General features: G+C 60.8%; 19 protein-coding genes and 1 pseudogene. 12 read left to right on the forward strand and 8 right to left on the reverse strand.

Annotated elements, in window-relative coordinates; all coding sequences use genetic code 11:
• The first annotated feature begins 97 nt into the window (after positions 1-97).
• The 6 genes and pseudogenes from speB to GV818_RS06935 all read left to right on the forward strand — a co-directional run bounded on the left by speB (position 98) and on the right by GV818_RS06935 (position 4,029).
• A complete protein-coding gene (gene speB / locus GV818_RS06915; RefSeq protein ID WP_161776133.1) occupies positions 98-1,048 on the forward strand; it encodes an agmatinase in 951 nt (316 codons plus the stop codon).
• Between the two features lie 140 nt (positions 1,049-1,188).
• Positions 1,189-1,422, forward strand: a pseudogene (locus GV818_RS34370) (DUF4440 domain-containing protein); the annotation flags it as partial.
• Between the two features lie 21 nt (positions 1,423-1,443).
• Entirely contained in the window at positions 1,444-1,659 is a 216-nt protein-coding gene (locus tag GV818_RS06920) for a hypothetical protein (protein WP_161776135.1), read from the forward strand.
• 132 nt (positions 1,660-1,791) lie between these two features.
• Positions 1,792-3,171 carry a sodium:solute symporter gene (locus GV818_RS06925; protein WP_161753843.1) on the forward strand — a complete coding sequence of 460 codons (1,380 nt, stop codon included), beginning with the start codon at positions 1,792-1,794 and terminating at the stop codon, positions 3,169-3,171.
• Positions 3,172-3,476: 305 nt separating this feature from the next.
• Positions 3,477-3,743 (forward strand): acyl carrier protein, encoded by a 267-nt coding sequence (locus GV818_RS06930; RefSeq protein ID WP_161753845.1) that lies wholly within the window; start codon positions 3,477-3,479, stop codon positions 3,741-3,743.
• A gap of 25 nt (positions 3,744-3,768) precedes the next feature.
• Entirely contained in the window at positions 3,769-4,029 is a 261-nt protein-coding gene (locus tag GV818_RS06935; RefSeq protein ID WP_161753847.1) for a hypothetical protein, read from the forward strand.
• A gap of 87 nt (positions 4,030-4,116) precedes the next feature.
• Here the strand turns inward: GV818_RS06935 and GV818_RS34375 are convergent, their stop codons facing one another.
• Positions 4,117-4,245 (reverse strand): PA1414 family protein, encoded by a 129-nt coding sequence (locus GV818_RS34375; protein WP_256667336.1) that lies wholly within the window; start codon positions 4,243-4,245, stop codon positions 4,117-4,119.
• A 133-nt stretch (positions 4,246-4,378) separates the two neighbouring features.
• Complete coding sequence (ptrR, locus tag GV818_RS06940; RefSeq protein ID WP_161776137.1) at positions 4,379-5,272, reverse strand: putrescine utilization regulator PtrR; 894 nt, start codon at positions 5,270-5,272, stop codon at positions 4,379-4,381.
• A 104-nt stretch (positions 5,273-5,376) separates the two neighbouring features.
• On the opposite strand from ptrR, the gene GV818_RS06945 reads away from it, so the two are divergent.
• Positions 5,377-6,537 carry an MFS transporter gene (locus GV818_RS06945; protein ID WP_161776139.1) on the forward strand — a complete coding sequence of 387 codons (1,161 nt, stop codon included), beginning with the start codon at positions 5,377-5,379 and terminating at the stop codon, positions 6,535-6,537.
• Between the two features lie 43 nt (positions 6,538-6,580).
• Here GV818_RS06945 and GV818_RS06950 read toward each other — a convergent pair whose 3' ends face one another.
• The 3 genes from GV818_RS06950 to GV818_RS06960 form a co-directional block, all read right to left on the reverse strand.
• The gene (locus GV818_RS06950) at positions 6,581-7,504 is read right to left on the reverse strand and encodes a DMT family transporter (protein WP_161753854.1); all 924 of its coding nucleotides are present in this window, start codon (positions 7,502-7,504) and stop codon (positions 6,581-6,583) included.
• Positions 7,505-7,614: 110 nt separating this feature from the next.
• Positions 7,615-8,043: a DUF2177 family protein gene (locus tag GV818_RS06955; RefSeq protein WP_161753856.1), complete on the reverse strand. Its 429-nt coding sequence runs from the start codon at positions 8,041-8,043 to the stop codon at positions 7,615-7,617.
• 28 nt (positions 8,044-8,071) lie between these two features.
• The gene (locus GV818_RS06960) at positions 8,072-8,908 is read right to left on the reverse strand and encodes a CvfB family protein (RefSeq protein WP_161753857.1); all 837 of its coding nucleotides are present in this window, start codon (positions 8,906-8,908) and stop codon (positions 8,072-8,074) included.
• A gap of 352 nt (positions 8,909-9,260) precedes the next feature.
• Here GV818_RS06960 and GV818_RS06965 point away from each other — a divergent pair, with 352 nt between their 5' ends.
• The 3 genes from GV818_RS06965 (at position 9,261) to GV818_RS06975 (ending at position 11,301) form a co-directional block, all read left to right on the forward strand.
• On the forward strand, positions 9,261-9,449 hold the full coding sequence (locus GV818_RS06965) for a hypothetical protein (protein ID WP_178124751.1): 189 nt from the start codon (positions 9,261-9,263) through the stop codon (positions 9,447-9,449).
• A gap of 197 nt (positions 9,450-9,646) precedes the next feature.
• Positions 9,647-10,366: a TorF family putative porin gene (locus GV818_RS06970; RefSeq protein ID WP_161776141.1), complete on the forward strand. Its 720-nt coding sequence runs from the start codon at positions 9,647-9,649 to the stop codon at positions 10,364-10,366.
• A 65-nt stretch (positions 10,367-10,431) separates the two neighbouring features.
• Positions 10,432-11,301 (forward strand): DUF6279 family lipoprotein, encoded by an 870-nt coding sequence (locus GV818_RS06975; RefSeq protein ID WP_161776143.1) that lies wholly within the window; start codon positions 10,432-10,434, stop codon positions 11,299-11,301.
• 16 nt (positions 11,302-11,317) lie between these two features.
• On the opposite strand, the gene GV818_RS06980 is transcribed toward GV818_RS06975, so the two are convergent.
• A complete protein-coding gene (locus GV818_RS06980; protein WP_161776145.1) occupies positions 11,318-11,710 on the reverse strand; it encodes a transcriptional regulator in 393 nt (130 codons plus the stop codon).
• Positions 11,711-11,905: 195 nt separating this feature from the next.
• On the opposite strand from GV818_RS06980, the gene GV818_RS06985 reads away from it, so the two are divergent.
• Together GV818_RS06985 and GV818_RS06990 are read left to right on the forward strand one after the other, a co-directional pair.
• Complete coding sequence (locus GV818_RS06985; RefSeq protein ID WP_161776147.1) at positions 11,906-12,652, forward strand: DUF899 domain-containing protein; 747 nt, start codon at positions 11,906-11,908, stop codon at positions 12,650-12,652.
• 120 nt (positions 12,653-12,772) lie between these two features.
• The gene (locus tag GV818_RS06990) at positions 12,773-13,720 is read left to right on the forward strand and encodes an AraC family transcriptional regulator (protein ID WP_161776149.1); all 948 of its coding nucleotides are present in this window, start codon (positions 12,773-12,775) and stop codon (positions 13,718-13,720) included.
• 74 nt (positions 13,721-13,794) lie between these two features.
• Here the strand turns inward: GV818_RS06990 and GV818_RS06995 are convergent, their stop codons facing one another.
• Together GV818_RS06995 and GV818_RS07000 are read right to left on the reverse strand one after the other, a co-directional pair.
• A complete protein-coding gene (locus GV818_RS06995) occupies positions 13,795-15,276 on the reverse strand; it encodes a hypothetical protein (protein ID WP_161776151.1) in 1,482 nt (493 codons plus the stop codon).
• Positions 15,276-16,703: a DUF6384 family protein gene (locus GV818_RS07000; protein ID WP_178124752.1), complete on the reverse strand. Its 1,428-nt coding sequence runs from the start codon at positions 16,701-16,703 to the stop codon at positions 15,276-15,278. Before GV818_RS07000 ends, GV818_RS06995 begins: the two co-directional genes overlap by 1 nt.

Below are 16,703 nucleotides of genomic sequence, written 5' to 3' on the forward strand. Positions count from 1 at the left end.
GCACTACATTTCGCAGAATCAGCCCCACTCGGTTGGCCGGGCAGGACCTGCTGCGCCGTCGACCCCATAAATATAAAACAACGATGAGGCCTATCCCGTGGACAAGATTCTCCACCAACCACTGGGCGGCAATGAAATGCCGCGCTTCGGCGGCATCGCCACCATGATGCGTCTTCCCCACTTGCAATCCGCTGCCGGCCTGGACGCTGCGTTCATCGGCATTCCCCTGGACATCGGTACCTCGCTGCGCGCCGGCACCCGTTTCGGCCCGCGGGAAATCCGCGCCGAATCGGTGATGATCCGTCCTTACAACATGGCGACCGGCGCGGCACCGTTCGACTCGCTGTCGGTGGCCGACATCGGCGACGTGGCAATCAACACCTTCAACCTGTTGGACGCGGTCCGCATCATCGAAGAAGCCTACGATGGCATTCTCGAACACAACGTGATTCCCCTGACCCTGGGCGGCGACCACACCATCACCTTGCCGATCCTGCGGGCCATCCACAAGAAACACGGCAAGGTCGGGCTGGTGCACATCGATGCCCACGCCGACGTCAACGAGCACATGTTCGGCGAGAAGATCGCCCACGGCACTACCTTCCGCCGTGCCGTGGAAGAAGGCCTGCTGGACTGCGACCGCGTGGTCCAGATCGGCCTGCGTGCCCAGGGCTATACCGCCGAAGACTTCAACTGGAGCCGCAAGCAAGGTTTCCGAGTGGTCCAGGCCGAAGAATGCTGGCACAAATCCCTGGAACCGCTGATGGCCGAAGTCCGCGAGAAAGTTGGCAACGGCCCGGTGTACCTGAGCTTCGACATCGACGGCATCGACCCGGCCTGGGCCCCTGGCACCGGCACCCCGGAAATCGGTGGCCTGACCACGATTCAAGCCATCGAGATCGTCCGTGGCTGCCAGGGCCTGGACCTGGTGGGCTGCGACCTGGTGGAGGTCTCGCCGCCTTACGACACCACCGGCAACACCTCGCTGCTGGGCGCCAACCTGCTGTATGAAATGCTCTGCGTACTGCCCGGCGTGGCCCATCGCTGAGTCCCGGCCATGACCGAGCACGAGCATATGCCTCGCGCCGCCAGGCCGTTTTCGGCACTCAGTGCCGCTACCAGCTTCATCTTTACCCCGTCCTCGGTTGCTGTTGCGCAATGCCCAGAAGGCATTAGCCGGCCCGATGACGGGCTACGGATGGTTCCGAGGTGCTGTGGTGCACCTCGAACAACGCCGTCGTCCGCCCACAAGGGGACGTCGTCGGGTTGACTCATGACGCAGCCACGAAGCTGCGCATGCAAGGGGAGCAAGACTTCAGCCAGGAACGCGAGACCCTTGGGTCTTGCACAAAACAACAAGGCCTCTGGCTGGCCTGTCACAACTATTTGTCCGCTATGCCGGAAGGGCTGCCACCCCCTTAGCCAATGTGATCGGAGCAGATCATGAATAACAACAAAGAAAAAAGCCTCAGCCACATCGCAACCAGCGGGATCGGACCGATCCTCGAGCACAAGCGCGGCACCAGGCCTTGCGACCTGTTTCGCCTGACCTTCGGCCTGCCCAGCACGGCCATCGACACCCTCAAAGCGACGCACTCCAGCATCGCCAGCCGCAGGCTCAGCGGGCTGCTGGCGGGGCGCGCACTGCTGCCCGGATAACCTCCTGGAGCCGCCGGCCCCGCGATAGAGCCCTTGAGTCCTGCAGAGGATTCAACCCCGCCTCCGCTGAGTAGCCAGCCCCTGCATGAACCGTTTGTTTCACATAAAAAAGATAATCGGAGACACGCCACCATGGCTTTAGATCTATTCGTCGTACTCATCTATGCCGCCGGCATGCTCGTGCTCGGCTACTACGGCATGCGCAAGGCCAAGACCCACGAGGACTACCTGGTGGCCGGCCGCAATCTGGGCCCGACCCTGTACATGGGCACCATGGCCGCCACCGTACTGGGTGGTGCGTCCACCGTCGGCACCGTACGCCTGGGCTACGTCCACGGCATCTCCGGGTTCTGGCTCTGCGCCGCGCTGGGCGCGGGGATCATTGCCCTGAACCTGCTGCTGGCCAAGCCGCTGCTCAAGCTGCGCATCTTCACCGTCACCCAGGTCCTGGAAAAGCGCTACAACCCCATGGCTCGCCAGGCCAGTGCGGTGATCATGCTGGCCTACGCACTGATGATCGGAGTGACCTCGATCCTCGCCATCGGCACTGTGCTGCAAGTACTGTTCGGCCTGCCATTCTGGATCTCGGTGTTGCTGGGCGGCGGCGTGGTCGTGGTCTATTCGGCAATCGGCGGCATGTGGTCGCTGACCCTGACCGACATCGTCCAGTTCGTGATCAAGACCGTCGGCCTGATGTTCATCCTGCTGCCGATCTGCCTGTACCGCGTAGGTGGCTGGGATCAACTGGTAGCCAAGCTGCCGGCGTCCAACTTCAGCTTCACCACCATCGGCTGGGACACCATCATCACCTACTTCATGATCTACTTCTTCGGCATCCTGATCGGCCAGGACATCTGGCAGCGGGTGTTCACCGCCAAGACCGAGAAAGTCGCGAAGTATGCCGGCACCCTGGCGGGCGTCTACTGCATCCTCTATGGCCTGGTTTGCGCACTGATCGGCATGGCCGCCCACGTCCTGCTGCCGGACCTGGACAACGTCAACAACGCCTTCGCCGCCATCGTCAAAGCCTCGCTGCCAGACGGCATCCGTGGCCTGGTGATTGCTGCCGCCCTGGCCGCCATGATGTCCACCGCCAGCGCCGGCCTGTTGGCAGCCTCCACCACCCTGACCGAAGACCTGCTGCCAAGACTGCGCGGCGGCAAACAGTCGAGCCTGGGAATCAACCGCCTGTTCACCTTTCTCACCGGCATCGTGGTCCTGGCCATCGCCCTGGTAGTCAACGACGTGATCAGTGCCCTGACCCTGGCCTACAACCTGCTAGTGGGCGGCATGCTGATTCCGCTGATCGGCGCGATCTTCTGGAAGCGCGCCACCACCGCCGGCGCCATCACCAGCATGGGCCTGGGCTTCGTTACCGCTCTGGTGTTCATGTTCAAGGACGGCCTGGACGCCAACACGCCGATCTACTACAGCCTGGCCGTGGGCCTGGTGAGTTTTGTGGTGGTCAGCCTGCTGTCTCGGCGCCCGGCGCCTCTTGCCAATGCGATCTGACCTGAGGTCGGATGCCTGAAGCTTTTCTTCGACGGTTGCGGCGTCGGTGGCCGCAGCCGTTTTTTTTCGTCGGTAGAAAAGTCTCACGGCGCAGTTGACGGGGCCTCCAGCCCCAACCCTGCCACCCTTGAAGGGACGAATGGTCACCGCATGGGGAAAAAACCTGTGCTGTACTCTGTTTCAGCGACGACTGTTCCTGCAGGAGAACAGTACAAGGATCGCTGGCAGCCTCAATGCGCGCTATCGCTTCACCCTTGGACGGGGTCATAAAACAACAAGAACCTCTACCCTGCCCTGAGGTGTTTATGGACCGTTTCGACATCCAACAAAGCATCCGCCACGCCATCGAGGCGCAGATGGCCTTGAAATGGTCGATTCCATCCTGCCAGGCCCTCAGCAACGATACTTACTCACTGGACTTGAAGGCCCTGCTGCATAGCCTGGAATGCGAGTTCAACGTCAGGCTCGACCCCGAGCACGACTTGTACTGGATCAGCTCCATCAACGACCTCAGTCAATTCATCCTGGAAAAAACCCGCCGCCACGAGCCACACCCCTCCCGCCAGACATGACTGCCTGAGCCTGCGGGGCTGGCTGATGAAGCGCACCGAAGCGCGTCAGGCCGTGTACTCACTCATCCGCCAATGGCTGGGTGAGCGCACTTGCCTGGACGACTGCAGCCGCCTGCAAGCGCTAGGACTGGACAAGGGTGATATCGAAGAGATGCTTTGGCGCCTGGAGGACAGGTTTGATCTATGCGTCCCGGCCCTTGAAGAACAACGAGGAATCAGCACCGCGGAGAGTGTCCACGACCTGATCGAATGGCTGCTGGAAATGTCCCGGCAAAACGAGGATTGACCCGATAACCTCGGACCTATGGTCCAGCACCTCGTTGTCAGGAAAGCCAAGCGAGAGCCGGAGTCTGGACTCCGCTCTCGCGTCAGCTCAACGACGGCGTTGCCGACGGCGCCGCAGCTCTTCGTCGGTAGGAATCGGCACCGGTTGCAGCGGTGGCTCGATCAGGCCCAGTGCGACGCCAAGGTCGTGTAGCCAGCTTTGCAGTTTGTCTTTCATAGTGCCCCCTCAGGGTCGTGCCGAGCAGCGATACTGTGCCGCCTTCAGCAGATGATAGCCCTAACTTTTCCACCGCGCAGCCCTGCAATAGCAATGAACTGTTACTGGATTTAGGCAAATCGGCCATGGGTATTCAGCCCATGGCATGCAGCGGCTGCGCGCCGTTCCCGCCAGCGCCCTGCTGCAGCTCGATCCAGGCATTGAGATTGGCCCCGAGCATGCCCTTGCGCCACATCAGCCAGGTAGTGGCATGGGCGAACGGCTCGGCCAGCGCATGCACCGCTACACTCTCGCGACCCGGCAGGCTGTCGAGCATCGACTGGGCCATCAACGCCACCCCGGAGCCGGCGATCACGCAGGCCAGCATGCCCTGATAGGACTCGATCTCCATCGCCCGCCCCATGACCGCATGGTAATGGGCAAACCACGACTCCAGGCGCATGCGATAGGAACAGCCTTGGCGAAAAGTGAACACCGAGCGCCCCTCAACATCCCGGGCGGTGCGCACCGGAGGGTGATCGGCCTCGCTGATCAGCACCAGGGTTTCATCACACAAAGGCACGCCATCCAGCCCCGCCAACTGCAGCGGCCCATCCACCAGGGCCGCGTCCAGGCGACCGGTGAGCAGCCCTTCCAACAGCTCGCCACTGGGCCCGGACTGCACCTGCAGGTTCACCGCCGGATAGGCCCGGTGGTAGCGCGCCAACAGTTCCGGCAAATGAATCGCCGCGGTGCTATACATGGTCCCCAAGACAAAATCCCCCGCTGGCTGACCGCCCTGCACCGCGGCATGGGCCTCGTCGTGCAGGGCAAACAGGCGCCCGGCGTAATCCAGCAACACCTTGCCCGCCGGCGACAACTGCAGGCGCTGGCGCTCGCGCAGGAACAGCTCGACCCCCAGTTGCTCTTCGAGCTGCTTGAGCCGTGTCGAGAGATTCGACGGCACCCGATGCAGCCGCTCAGCAGCCCGGGTGATAGAGCCTTCTTCGGCTACGGCCTGGAAAATGCGCAGTTGGCTGAACTCCATACCATTCTCCAAAACTGAACAAGTTACTCAGTATTATTCATTTTTAAAGAATTTCAATCAGCCCTAGCCTGGCGGTCATTGTCCTTGCCGATGGAAAACCGAGCATGTCTCCCCTACTGCGCTTACTCGCCAGTTTCATTGCCCTGATGATGGCCATGGGTATTGGTCGTTTCGCCCTGACGCCACAACTGCCGCACTTGATCAGCGAAGGCCTGGTCGACCTGACCGCTGCCGGACTGATCGCCGCGGCCAACTACCTGGGCTACCTCATCGGGGCGCTGGACGCCATGTTCGCCCGACGCCCGACCCAGGTGCGCAAGCGCCTGCTGGGAGGCCTGTGGCTATGCGTACTGCTGACCCTGGCCTCGTTCTGGGCCCAGGGCTTCTGGGCACATCTGCTGCTGCGTTTCGGCACTGGGGTGGCCAGTGCCTGGGTGCTGGTGATGATCACTGCCCTGAGCCAGCCCCTGGCCCTGGCTGCTGGTCGGCCACGCCTGGGGGCCCTGGTGTTTGCCGGTCCGGGGCTGGGCATCATGCTCACTGGCCTGCTGGCCTTGGGGGCCAACGCGCTGGGGCAGAGCTCCGCCAACCTGTGGTTGCTGTATGCCGGTGTCGCCTTGCTGATGTTGCTGGTGATCCTGCCGATACTGCCGCAGGCCCAGACAACGCTCAGTCCCACCCGGCAAAACGCCTCACCAAATGAGCAGAGCGTGTGGCGCCTCGGGCTGGTCTATGGCCTGTATGGCGTGGGTTACATCATCCCCGCGACCTTCCTCTCGCAGATGGCCAACGTACGCTTTCAGGGCCAGTGGCAAGCCGATCTGTTCTGGCCCGCCTTCGGCCTGGCCGCTGCCCTGGGTGTCGCCCTGGTCAGCCTGCGCCGAAATACCCCAGGCAGTACCCGCCAATGGTTGATCGCAACCTTGTGGCTACAGGCCCTCGGGGTTTTCGCCTGCCTGCTGGGCAGTGGCCTGGGGCTGGTGCTGGGTGTATTGCTCTGTGGCACGCCATTTCTGGCCTGCATGCAACTGGTCATGCAGCGCTCCCGGGAACTGGCGCCACAATCAGCCCAACGCAATGCCGGCCTGCTCACTGCCTGCTTCGCCGTGGGCCAGTTGAGCGGTCCATTGCTGGCAGCCCTGAGTAGCCACATCAGCGGCAACCTGCAACTGGCCCTGATGCTGGCAGGATGTGGTTTGTTGATCAGTGGCGGATTGCTGTGGCAACAACGGCCAGTGCCGCAGCACTGCGCAGCGCTGCCATGAGTGCATCGGTCGCAGCCCCCCCGCCGAGGAGAACCGCGGCTCGCTACAACCAGCGCTGGATCCGCCGGCGCAGCCATTGCTCGGCGCTGACAAAGGTAATGCCCAACAGCACCAGCATCGCGCCAAACACAAAGTTGAGGCTCAAGGGCTCACCCAGCAATACGACGCCGAAGGTTACGCCGAACATCGGCGTCATGAAGGAAAACACCGCCAGGTTCGCCGCCAGATAACGACGCAGCAGCCAGAACCAGGTCAAGTAGCTGAAAAACGATACCACCAGGCCCTGGAACAACACACTGGCCACGGCCACCGGGGTCAGGCTGACCTGGGTCACCTGGCCGCTGAGCACAGCAATCAACAACAAGCCGACAAAGCCGACAATCAATTGATAGAACAGGGTCAGGGTTGCCGGCGCCTCGGACAATCGCGAAGCACGTACCACCACCGTGGTAGCGCCCCAGGCCAACCCCGCCAAAACCCCCAGCGCGTCGCCCAGGAGCATGCGCCGATCCAGGTTGTCCAGTGAGATCCCCCCGGCAAAAGCAATGCTGATGCCGACAAAGGCAAGGACAATCCCCAGCCACTGCAAAGGGCGCAAGCGCTCACTGGGCAGCAGCCAATTGACCCCGAGTGCGGTAAAGATCGGCGCGGTATAAAGAAACACCGACATGTGCGCCGCACTGGTCAGTTTCAGGCCCTCGGCAATGCACAAGAACTCCAGGCCGAACAGAGCGCCGGCCAACAAGCCACCGCGCCAGGTACTGGAAACCTGGGACCATCCGCCTTTCCAGCACATCAGCAGGGCCACCAGCAGCGCCGAGATCCCGGAACGGGCGGCAGCCTGCATCACCGGCGCAATATCTGCCGCCGCCCATTTGATCATCACCTGCTGCACGCCCCAAATCAGGCACAGCCCCACCATCACCTTCAGGGCAAATCCATCGACGTTGCGTCGCTCGATACTCACCGCCCCTCCTCACATTGATGCAACAACATGCTACTTACCCGATATATAAAGACAGCTCCCCGAGAACCGCCGGGGGCGAATGATGATGAAAAACCGTCAAGCAAGACCGCTTAGCCCCGTGGCCCAGAACCTGCAACGGGCGCCCAACGACCAGCACAATAGACACCGAAACTGCAGGCCAGGGCACTGACCACCAAGCCCCAGGCCATGTCCATTACGGCCAGCGACGCCGACCAGCCCTTCAAGGTCGCCCAGTTGCTCAGGTCATAAGTGCCGTAGGCCACCAGCCCGAGCAGCGCCCCCAGGCGTGCCGCACGCTGCCAGCCGCCCTGAAGCAGGGCAGGCCGCACCGCGAACAACACACAACCCGAGACGTAGAGGAGATAGAACAGCGCCGCTGGCAGCAGCCGCGGCTGTTCAAGCAGCAGTGAACCCAGTTGGGCCCGGTAGGTGGGGCCCATCATCAGCCCCAGCCACAGTGCGTCGAGCAGCAAAAAAGCCAGTAAGGTGGCGAACCAGGCAACCAGCGTGGTTTTCATGAGCGTCGACCGCAGGATGAAATGCGTTTCAGCTTAGCTCGATGCGATCTGCATGAATGACAATCTGGCCCTGTTTGTAGAGCGTGCCGATAGCCTTCTTGAAGTTACCCTTGCTGACCCCGAACAAACTGCTGATCAATGCAGGATCGCTCTTGTCACTGACCGCCAGGGTGCCATTGCTTTCCCGCAACTTGGCGAGGATCTTCGAGTTCAGGCTGGTGGCCGCCTGTTCACCCACCGGTTGCAGGCTGAGGCTGATCTTGCCATCGGTTCGTACTTCCTTGATGAAGCCCTTCTCTTGCATACCGGAACGCAGGAACTTGAACACTTCGTTCTTGTGAATCAGACCCCAGTGCTTGTTGTTGATAATCGCCTTGAAGCCCATGTCGGTGGATTCTGCCACCAACAGGTCGACTTCCTCGCCCGCCTTGTAAGTGGCCGCAGTCTTGTCCAAGTAGCGGTCCAGGCGGGCCGTGGCGGTGATACGGCGGGTGTGCTTGTCCAGGTAGACATGCACCACGCAGTACTCGCCGGCCGTCATCTGGCGCTTTTCCTCGGAGTACGGCAGCAGCAGATCCTTGGGCAGCCCCCAATCCAGGAACACCCCGATGCTGTTAACTTCGACAACTTTAAGACTGGCGAACTCGCCGACTTGAACTTTCGGCTTCTCGGTAGTTGCGATTAACTTGTCAGCACTGTCCAGATAAACAAAAACATTCAACCAGTCTTCATCTTCACTGGGAATATCCTTGGGAATATAACGATTGGGCAGCAATATTTCGCCATCCGCACCACCGTCCAGATACAAACCGAAGTTAGTGTGTTTAACCACTTGCAAACTGTTGTAGCGCCCGACTAAAGCCATTTCCAATACCCTCATTGCGTGGGCGACATTCTACCTGTTTTCCGCGCCGGCGTTGACGCTCCTGAAACGCCAATGGGGAAAATCCATGAGGAGCCTTGATTTTCTGGCCCTCTTGACGAGCCGCTACCCATTCGTCCGGCGGACAAAGGGCTATCATGCCCGTACAAACGCGTTGCAACGCGTACTCCTGGTAAAAGGTCCTTATTTAAAACAGCCACTTAGGAAGATTTCAGCGAGATAAACTTAGGGAAAAAGCATAAAAGCACGCCATCATTCCCAATAATATTTGCCAAGCAATTGTCAAGCATTTCTGATAAGATGCCTGGCCAAATTAATTTTCCCGACAGGTTAAATGGCCGCCATGCGAGTAAAAGCCTCCAACAGCAAAGCAAAACCAGCTCCCGCCGTTGAAACCAGCGAATCGATCAACGAACAAATCGCGGCCTTCCTGAAATCGGGCGGCGAAATCCAGCAAATTGACAAAGGTGTCAGTGGCCAGACTTTCGGCCCATCCAAACAGATCAGCCTCGGCAAAAAGTAACCCCCCGCACTATTCTGGTCCCTTAGCGCTTTGCCCTCAAAGCGCTAGGACTGGCACCTTCATCCCCCCTCCTATCTGTGAACAAATCGACGAACGGCCCTCATCCCCAGGCATTCGCCGGTATTCTTGCGACCTTCTAGATCAATCGTTTCAACCGACTTTCAGGTTGTCACTCCGCGCAGTCCTGGGAGTGCTGCATGCTCAAACCCTCAGTCCTGGTCGTCAGCCTGCTGCTGGCCTCCCCCCTCGCCCAAGGGCAGATTTTCCAGCGTGAACTGGGCGACTTCGACCTCAAGCTGGGCACCAGCCCAAGCCGCAGCATGGCCCAGGGACTGGTCAAACCCTCATCCAGTGGCTCCTTCCATGGCGGCCTCGACCTGAGCCACGACAGCGGCTGGTACTTTGGACAATGGTCCCCGAGCATGGGCCTGAGCCCTTCGAGCAATCTAGAAGTGGACTCCTACCTGGGCTTCAAGCAGCCCTTCGATCAGACCCTGGGCTACGAGTGGGGGATGATCCACTACAACTACCCGCAACTGCACACCCAGGACAGCCAGGAGTTCTACGGCGGCCTGAGCCTGCTGGGCAGCCGCTTCGGCGCGGCCTTCAGCAATGATCCAGACAAACGCAACAGCACCCTGTTCGCCGACCTGGGCGGCAACCCGCCGTTCGGCATAGGCGTCAGCGTCAAATACACCACTCACCAGTTGAACAATGGCGTGTCTGTAGCCAACGGCGGTTATGTCGCCGGCTTCAGCGACTGGTCGATCAAACTCTCGCGGCCCTGGCTGGGGATCGACCTGAACCTGATCTACAGTGACTCCAGCCTCAACGGTACGGACTGCTCCGCCTACTCCGGACACAACGCCGAATGCGACGGCCTGCTCACCTTCAAGGCCGAGCGGGCGTTCTATTAAGCGGCTGAACTGCCAGAGGTCTTCCGGGTTCAGATGAAAGACCCCGCACTCGCCAGGACTCGAACATGTCGCGCCGGTGGCACCTGCTTATCCCGCTCCTGATCCTCAGCCTGCTGCTCAGTGCCTGCAGCCGGGTCGGCCTGGCCTATCGCAACCTGGATGTGATCATCCCCTGGTCCCTCAACGACTACCTGGACATGCGCAGCGAACAGAAGAGCTGGTTCGACCAGCGTCTGCAGCAGCACCTGAACTGGCATTGCACCACCCAGTTGCCGGGCTACCTGGACTGGCTCGATCGCCTGCAACTGATGGTGCAAGACAACCAGGTCAATGACCAGGCGCTACAGGCCCGTACCCAGGAAGCGAAACAAGCCATCGCCGCAACCGCACGACAAATCGCTCCGTCAGCAGTGGAACTGCTGCAGGACCTGGACGACCAGCAGGTCAAGGACATGAATGCAGCCTTCGCCAAGGACCTGCAAAAGCACCAGGAGCAATACCTCAAGCCGCCCCTGCCACGACAGATCGAGCAACGCAGCCAACGCATGAGCAAGCGTCTGAATGCCTGGATGGGCCCCTTGAGTCCAAGCCAGCAGCAGCGAGTCGAGCAGTGGTCCGCGTCACTGGGGGAGCAGAACCAACAATGGATCGCCAACCGCGCGCACTGGCAGGCACAGTTCAGCGCGGCCGTGGAACAGCGCCAGAACAACGACTTCCCTCAACGCATCGAGCAGTTGCTGGTCAACCGCGAAAGCTTATGGACAGCCGACTACCGCCGGGCCTACGCCCACACCGAACAGGCCGCGCGCAGCCTGTTGGTGGACCTGATGGCCGCAAGCAGCCCGGGCCAACGCCAGCGCCTGCTGCAGAAGATCGACGGCATACGCAAGGATTTCACCGCCTTGAAATGCCTGCAGAACGCCCACCAGGGCTAGCTAGCCCTATCATCGTCTAGGCGATCTGGGCCTTGGACGCCACCTCGTCAAAGGTTTCCGGGGCCAGCCCGTCAACCTGCTCATCCAGCACCTGACGCGGGTGATCATGACCCGGAATACTGCTGTCGATCAGGCACAGCAGACTGGAGCCACGGGGCGTCAGCACGAAGTTCTCGCCATTGCCCCCTTCGACCTCCGGCCTGGCCTGAATAAAGCGCCTGTCCAGCAGCAACTTTTCGTATCCGCTGGCCATGCCTTTCAGGTCATCCAGATTGCCAGAGGGCTCCCCCGCCACCGCCTTCGCGGCGGCATGCTGCTCGGCATAGGCGCGCGGGGTGAAACTGTGGCCGGCACCGTTCTGCACCTCGTGCAGCAGTCGTTCGATCAGATCCCAGTTATACGTCGTCATCCTGATTCAACCTCCAGACAAGAGAATGAACTGCCTTTCACAGGTTGTGACCGGCAGGGCTTTGTGCCGTTCAGCAAATACCCCGCTCCGAGGTGACCCCTGATCGGAAAACCACTGGGCAGCTTGTCGACCCACGACCACGCCAAACGACTAGCGTGTGTAAGACCTATCGCCCCTGCCGTGAGGAGAGACGCCATGAGCATCACCGATCACCCCGTGGTCTCCCGGGAACAATGGCTGCAAGCGCGCAAGCAACACCTGATCCACGAAAAGGCCTTTACCCGCCAACGCGACCAACTCAGTGCCGAACGTCGGGCGCTGCCCTGGGTAAAGATCGACCAGCCCTATCGCTTTCAGGGCCCCAAGGGCCCGCTGAGCCTGGCGGAGCTGTTCGGCGGTCGCAGCCAGTTGCTGGTCTATCACTTCATGTTCGGTGCCGGCTGGGAGGATGGCTGCAAAGGCTGTTCATTCCTCGCCGACCATTTCGATGGCGCCAACCAGCACCTGGCCCATCACGACGTGGCCCTGGTGGCGGTGTCCCATGCGCCCTATGCCGAATTCCAGGCCTTCCGCCAGCGCATGGGCTGGCGCTTCGACTGGTATTCCAGTGCCGGTGACAACTTCAACCGGGACTTCGGGGTCAGCCTCAGTGCCGAGCAACTGGCCGAGGGCAGCGCGACCTACAACTATGAAAGGGCCAGTGGCGGCGAAGAGGAATTGCCGGGGCTGAGCGTGTTCTATCGCAACGACCAGGGTGAGATCTTTCATACCTACTCCACCTACGCCCGTGGCCTGGATCTGTTGGTGGGGGCCTACAACTTCCTGGACCTGACCCCCAAGGGGCGAAATGAGCAGCAGATCATGGGTTGGGTTCGCCATCACGATCGGTATGAGGAAGCATCGAAGAACAAGGGCAGCTCCGGTTGCGGCTGTGAGGATTGAGAGCGCTTTCGCCGATAAACCGGCTCCTACCCCCGTAGGAAGCGGATTGTCGGCGAATGACCAGCACAAACCTGTCGCAGACTGCGACGGCGATCCTGCCCAGCCAACTAAGCTTCAATCATGACCGCCGCCTATCACAGCCTCCACGAATACACCCTGCGCATGAGCCGTGTTCTGGAGCATATCGACCAACACCTGGACCAGCCCCTGGAGCTGGCGGATCTGGCGCGGGTGGCGCATTTCTCGCCCTACCACTTCCATCGCCTGTTCAGCGCCTGGGTCGGCGAACCGCTGGGCGCCTATCTACGGCGCCGGCGCCTGGCCTGTGGCGCCTACCTCATGGCCAGCCGCCCCGAGGCCTCGATCCTGGAAATCGCCCTGGAGGTTGGCTTCGGCTCGGGAGAGGCATTCTCCCGCGCCTTCAAACAACACTTCTCAGTCTCCCCCAGCACCTGGCGCGACACCGAACCAAAACGCTGGCACCGTCGCCTCGACGACATCCGCGAACGCCGTTTGCGGGAATTGAGCAATCCTGATCAGACCCACATCCCCGCCTTCGACGATCCTGACGCCTTCATGCACCTGAAGGACACCACCATGAACGTCACCCTGCAGCAGCTGCCCACCAGCCGCGTGGCCTACCTGCGCTACATCGGCGCCTACGGCCCGGGCATCGGCCTGTTCTGGCGCGAAACCGCCGCGCCCTGGATGCTTGCGCACAACCTGTTCAACCGCGTGCGCTACGGTATCGGTCACGATGACCCGGACGTCACCCCGGCCGACAAATGCCGCTACGACGCCTGCGTGGAAGTCCCTGAAGACTTCAATGCCCGAGCCCCCGCCGTAGTCACCACCCTGCCCGGTGGCCTGTATGCCGTGGCCTCCTACCGAGGGCTTGGCCCGGCCATCGGCGATGCCTGGATCGAACTGTGCCGCGACTGGCTGCCCAAGAGCGGCTTGCAATTCGACCCGCGCCCGGCCTTCGAGCGCTATCCGGTGGATGCCTATTACGACGTCAAGACGGGGGAGCTGGAGTGTGAGATCTGCATTCCGGTGAAGGCGCTTTAGCGCAGAACCCACCCGGAAACGACACGGGGGAGCCAATGCTCCCCCGTATTTTTTCCGCTTGAGCCCTGCGCGCCCTAGAGGCTGTCGCTGGTGGAGAAGCTTCCACCGTCGCGGGAACGGGTACTGCTCGAAGAAGTACTGAACCCAGAACTGCTCGACGAAGCCTCGGAGCCAGTGCCACTCGAGGATGTGCTAGCACCTGAAGATTTCCACGAACCGCTGGAACTGGAGCTGGTGCGACTCGATGAAACTCTTGAGTCTGAGCCTTTCAACAAATCGCTGAAAGCAGAGCTGCTGGACGCACGGCTAGCACCTGAGTCGCCCCACGAACTGCTGGATCTGGAGGGCCCGGAATTAGGGCTGTTGCCCAAAGTCGCTTCGGCTAATGCATTCGCTACCGTAAAGGCACTTTTCACCAAACTCAGCACCGCAGCCCTACCCTCGCCGGCACTGGATTCGTCGGCCTCATCAGCCTCCTCCTCTTCCTCCAGCAGGCGTTCTATCCGCTTGGCCTGCTTATATTCCTTGCGAGCCTTCTTACACTTGCGCTCTAGAAGCGGCACACGAACCTGCAGCTCATCCAGCTCGACACGCATTCCTCGGACTTGCAACACCAGCGCATCATCCTCTGGGCCTACCGTCTGCGCGGCCAGTCGCTCCAACTCCTGAATACTCATATCGTTCAATTGCTCAGCCAGCAGCTGCGACGCCCGGACCAGATGCTGATCACGCCTGAGACTGAAGACCTCCAGTTCGGCGTAGACTTCCTTGGCCTGAACCTTGGCCGCGTCCAATGCCTGCGCTCCTGCTCTGAGAGCCTGCTGCAACTTCACAAAATCAAAAGCTGCGGAAAACCGGCTATGCAAATTGGACACTTTGGCCTGCTGGGCCGCCAGCTCCCGTTCAGCCTGACGGAGAGCCGCTTCGCTGGCCTCCTGAATGGCAAGCAGGGTCTGCTCGGCCTGCCAGTTTGCAGTGAAGTTGCAAAGCTTGGCGACCCACCGATCCAAGCCCCGCCAAGGCGTCCAACGCGGGTACGTCTCGGTACCAAACTTGCGCACTTTAAGGTACAGATACAGCCGATCCACCTGAAAGCTCCGCAACTTGGTCGCGCACTCGTCACGCAACTCTCTACAGGATTCGGCCGCAGCAGCTTGCGCCGCCTCAGTGGCGTGCAAGGCATGAACCTGCTGCTGATACTCAGGGTCTTCAGCCAACTGGCGATCGAGCGCCGCACTCTGGGCCTGAACCTCTGCAGAGACCTCCAGCAACATCTGTTGATGCCGCTCCACGCCAGCCTCAGCCTTCGCCTGACGTTCAGCTACCTGGGCCTCTTCGTTTTTGCGCTGTTCCAACAAACGCGTAATCTCAAGAGACTGTTGCAAATCTCCCTTGAGTTGATAACGGGCGATCTGGGCCAACGCGTAACTGATCTCCTGCCGCAGGCTCAGCTCCCGACTATGGGCCAGGGATAACTCTTGCTGGAGAGCGCGCAGTTCACTGTCATAGCGCTGCAAATCGTCACTCATAGGCATCAGCGTATTATTTGAGCTCATCACCACTCCAGGATGTAGGCAGGCTTGGCGGTGGTCCGCCCTTTGAGGAACTTGAAGCTCAAGGAGTTGGCATCCTTGCTGCCCAGGCGCCGGTTATCCACATGGCCATCGGCAAGCTTGTCGTTCTTGACCTCCTGATAGGTGGCCTGATCGACCCGCACACCGAACATCTTGGCGTAGCGCTTCTCCCCGGTCTCGATACTGGTGATCGGCACCGGCATCACATTGCCGGCCGTGTCGGTAGCCTCGATCAGCAAATACCAGCTCTTGCCCCCGGTGGGGTCGTAGTTGCGCTCGACCATGGATTTCTCGCCGGTACGGCTCACGATATCCAGCGTCAAGGGCGTCTTGGCGAAGGCCAGCAACTGATCGATCTCCTTAAGCCCACTGGTGGTGCCGGCGACATCCAGGGCCTTGATTGCCTGATCGACCTTGGTCAGCAACGGCTGGAACTGCGCCGCATCCGCCTGGCTCAAGTTCATCTGGCGTACGCTGGCCCGAGCCGCCTCAAGGGCGGCGAGGTAGCTGGGGTTCAGGCTTTGCTGATCGGTCAGCCTGACCGCCTGGTCGACCTTGGCCATAGCTACCGCCACGCCCCTGGTATCAGCGTCATCCAAGGCCCCTTGAGCCTCTTTGGCAGCCGCCGCTACCTCGGGCACGACCTTGCTGGCCACGAGAAACTCGCGACTGGTGGTCAGGGTCTTGAGCTTCTGCGCCGCCATTAACAGACTGCCGATGTCGTCCAGTTGAGCCCGCATCGCCTCCAGCGATGTGGCGCTTTTTCTCAAGTCGCTCGTGGCATTGGAGACCATGACCCCGTCGTTGAAACTGCGCTGCTCTTCAGGCAGGGCAAATTGCGGCAACTTGATCGACGCCTGCTCACGGGCTCTCGCCAGCTGGGTCTTGGCCTTATCCAGCAAACGCCCGGCTGCCGCCACTTGGGCGCTCGCTACTTGAGGCTCCAGCTTGGCCAATTGCTCCTGTAACAAGAACACCTGCTGCGTCCGGGTGTGCGCCTCGTTCTGCAGGCTGACCAGATCGGCCTGGGTATAGCGACCTTGCTGTTTGAAGTCGCTGATCACCTGAGTCCAGGCATACAGCGAATACAGGATGATAGGCGTCCAGATCGCCACCCATTTCAACCGCTGGCCACGACGTATGAAAGTATCCGCCAGTCGTGTCTCCCACCAACGCAGCGTCGGCGCTTCGTAGGTCAGGCGCGTGGCAAAGTAATTGCGCACCCCCTGCTCCACCAGGGCGTCCTCGACCTCGACCCCCTTGGCCTTGTAGAACTCACGAATACGCTCGGCCACAGCCTTGCGATGCTGCGGCAGGTCCAGGTGCTTCTGGATCTCGGTCTGGCTGTGGCGCAACTCATCGACCAGCGCCATGGCGCCCATCTGTTCGCTGAGAGAAACCCCGCTCAC

It is taken from the genome of Pseudomonas sp. Fl4BN1 (genome assembly GCF_009908285.1).
GTDB lineage: Bacteria > Pseudomonadota > Gammaproteobacteria > Pseudomonadales > Pseudomonadaceae > Aquipseudomonas.

Bases quoted from the DNA above. Each gene is read 5' to 3' on its own strand.
- GV818_RS06920 (WP_161776135.1), top strand. From the start codon at position 1,444: ATGAATAACAACAAAGAAAAAAGCCTCAGCCACATCGCAACCAGCGGG.
- GV818_RS06925 (WP_161753843.1), top strand. From the start codon at position 1,792: ATGGCTTTAGATCTATTCGTCGTACTCATCTATGCCGCCGGCATGCTC.
- GV818_RS06930 (WP_161753845.1), top strand. From the start codon at position 3,477: ATGGACCGTTTCGACATCCAACAAAGCATCCGCCACGCCATCGAGGCG.
- GV818_RS06935 (WP_161753847.1), top strand. From the start codon at position 3,769: ATGAAGCGCACCGAAGCGCGTCAGGCCGTGTACTCACTCATCCGCCAA.
- GV818_RS34375 (WP_256667336.1), bottom strand. From the start codon at position 4,245: ATGAAAGACAAACTGCAAAGCTGGCTACACGACCTTGGCGTCGCACTG.
- ptrR (WP_161776137.1), bottom strand. From the start codon at position 5,272: ATGGAGTTCAGCCAACTGCGCATTTTCCAGGCCGTAGCCGAAGAAGGC.
- GV818_RS06945 (WP_161776139.1), top strand. From the start codon at position 5,377: ATGTCTCCCCTACTGCGCTTACTCGCCAGTTTCATTGCCCTGATGATG.
- GV818_RS06955 (WP_161753856.1), bottom strand. From the start codon at position 8,043: ATGAAAACCACGCTGGTTGCCTGGTTCGCCACCTTACTGGCTTTTTTG.
- GV818_RS06960 (WP_161753857.1), bottom strand. From the start codon at position 8,908: ATGGCTTTAGTCGGGCGCTACAACAGTTTGCAAGTGGTTAAACACACT.
- GV818_RS06965 (WP_178124751.1), top strand. From the start codon at position 9,261: ATGGCCGCCATGCGAGTAAAAGCCTCCAACAGCAAAGCAAAACCAGCT.
- GV818_RS06970 (WP_161776141.1), top strand. From the start codon at position 9,647: ATGCTCAAACCCTCAGTCCTGGTCGTCAGCCTGCTGCTGGCCTCCCCC.
- GV818_RS06975 (WP_161776143.1), top strand. From the start codon at position 10,432: ATGTCGCGCCGGTGGCACCTGCTTATCCCGCTCCTGATCCTCAGCCTG.
- GV818_RS06980 (WP_161776145.1), bottom strand. From the start codon at position 11,710: ATGACGACGTATAACTGGGATCTGATCGAACGACTGCTGCACGAGGTG.
- GV818_RS06985 (WP_161776147.1), top strand. From the start codon at position 11,906: ATGAGCATCACCGATCACCCCGTGGTCTCCCGGGAACAATGGCTGCAA.
- GV818_RS06990 (WP_161776149.1), top strand. From the start codon at position 12,773: ATGACCGCCGCCTATCACAGCCTCCACGAATACACCCTGCGCATGAGC.
- GV818_RS06995 (WP_161776151.1), bottom strand. From the start codon at position 15,276: ATGAGCTCAAATAATACGCTGATGCCTATGAGTGACGATTTGCAGCGC.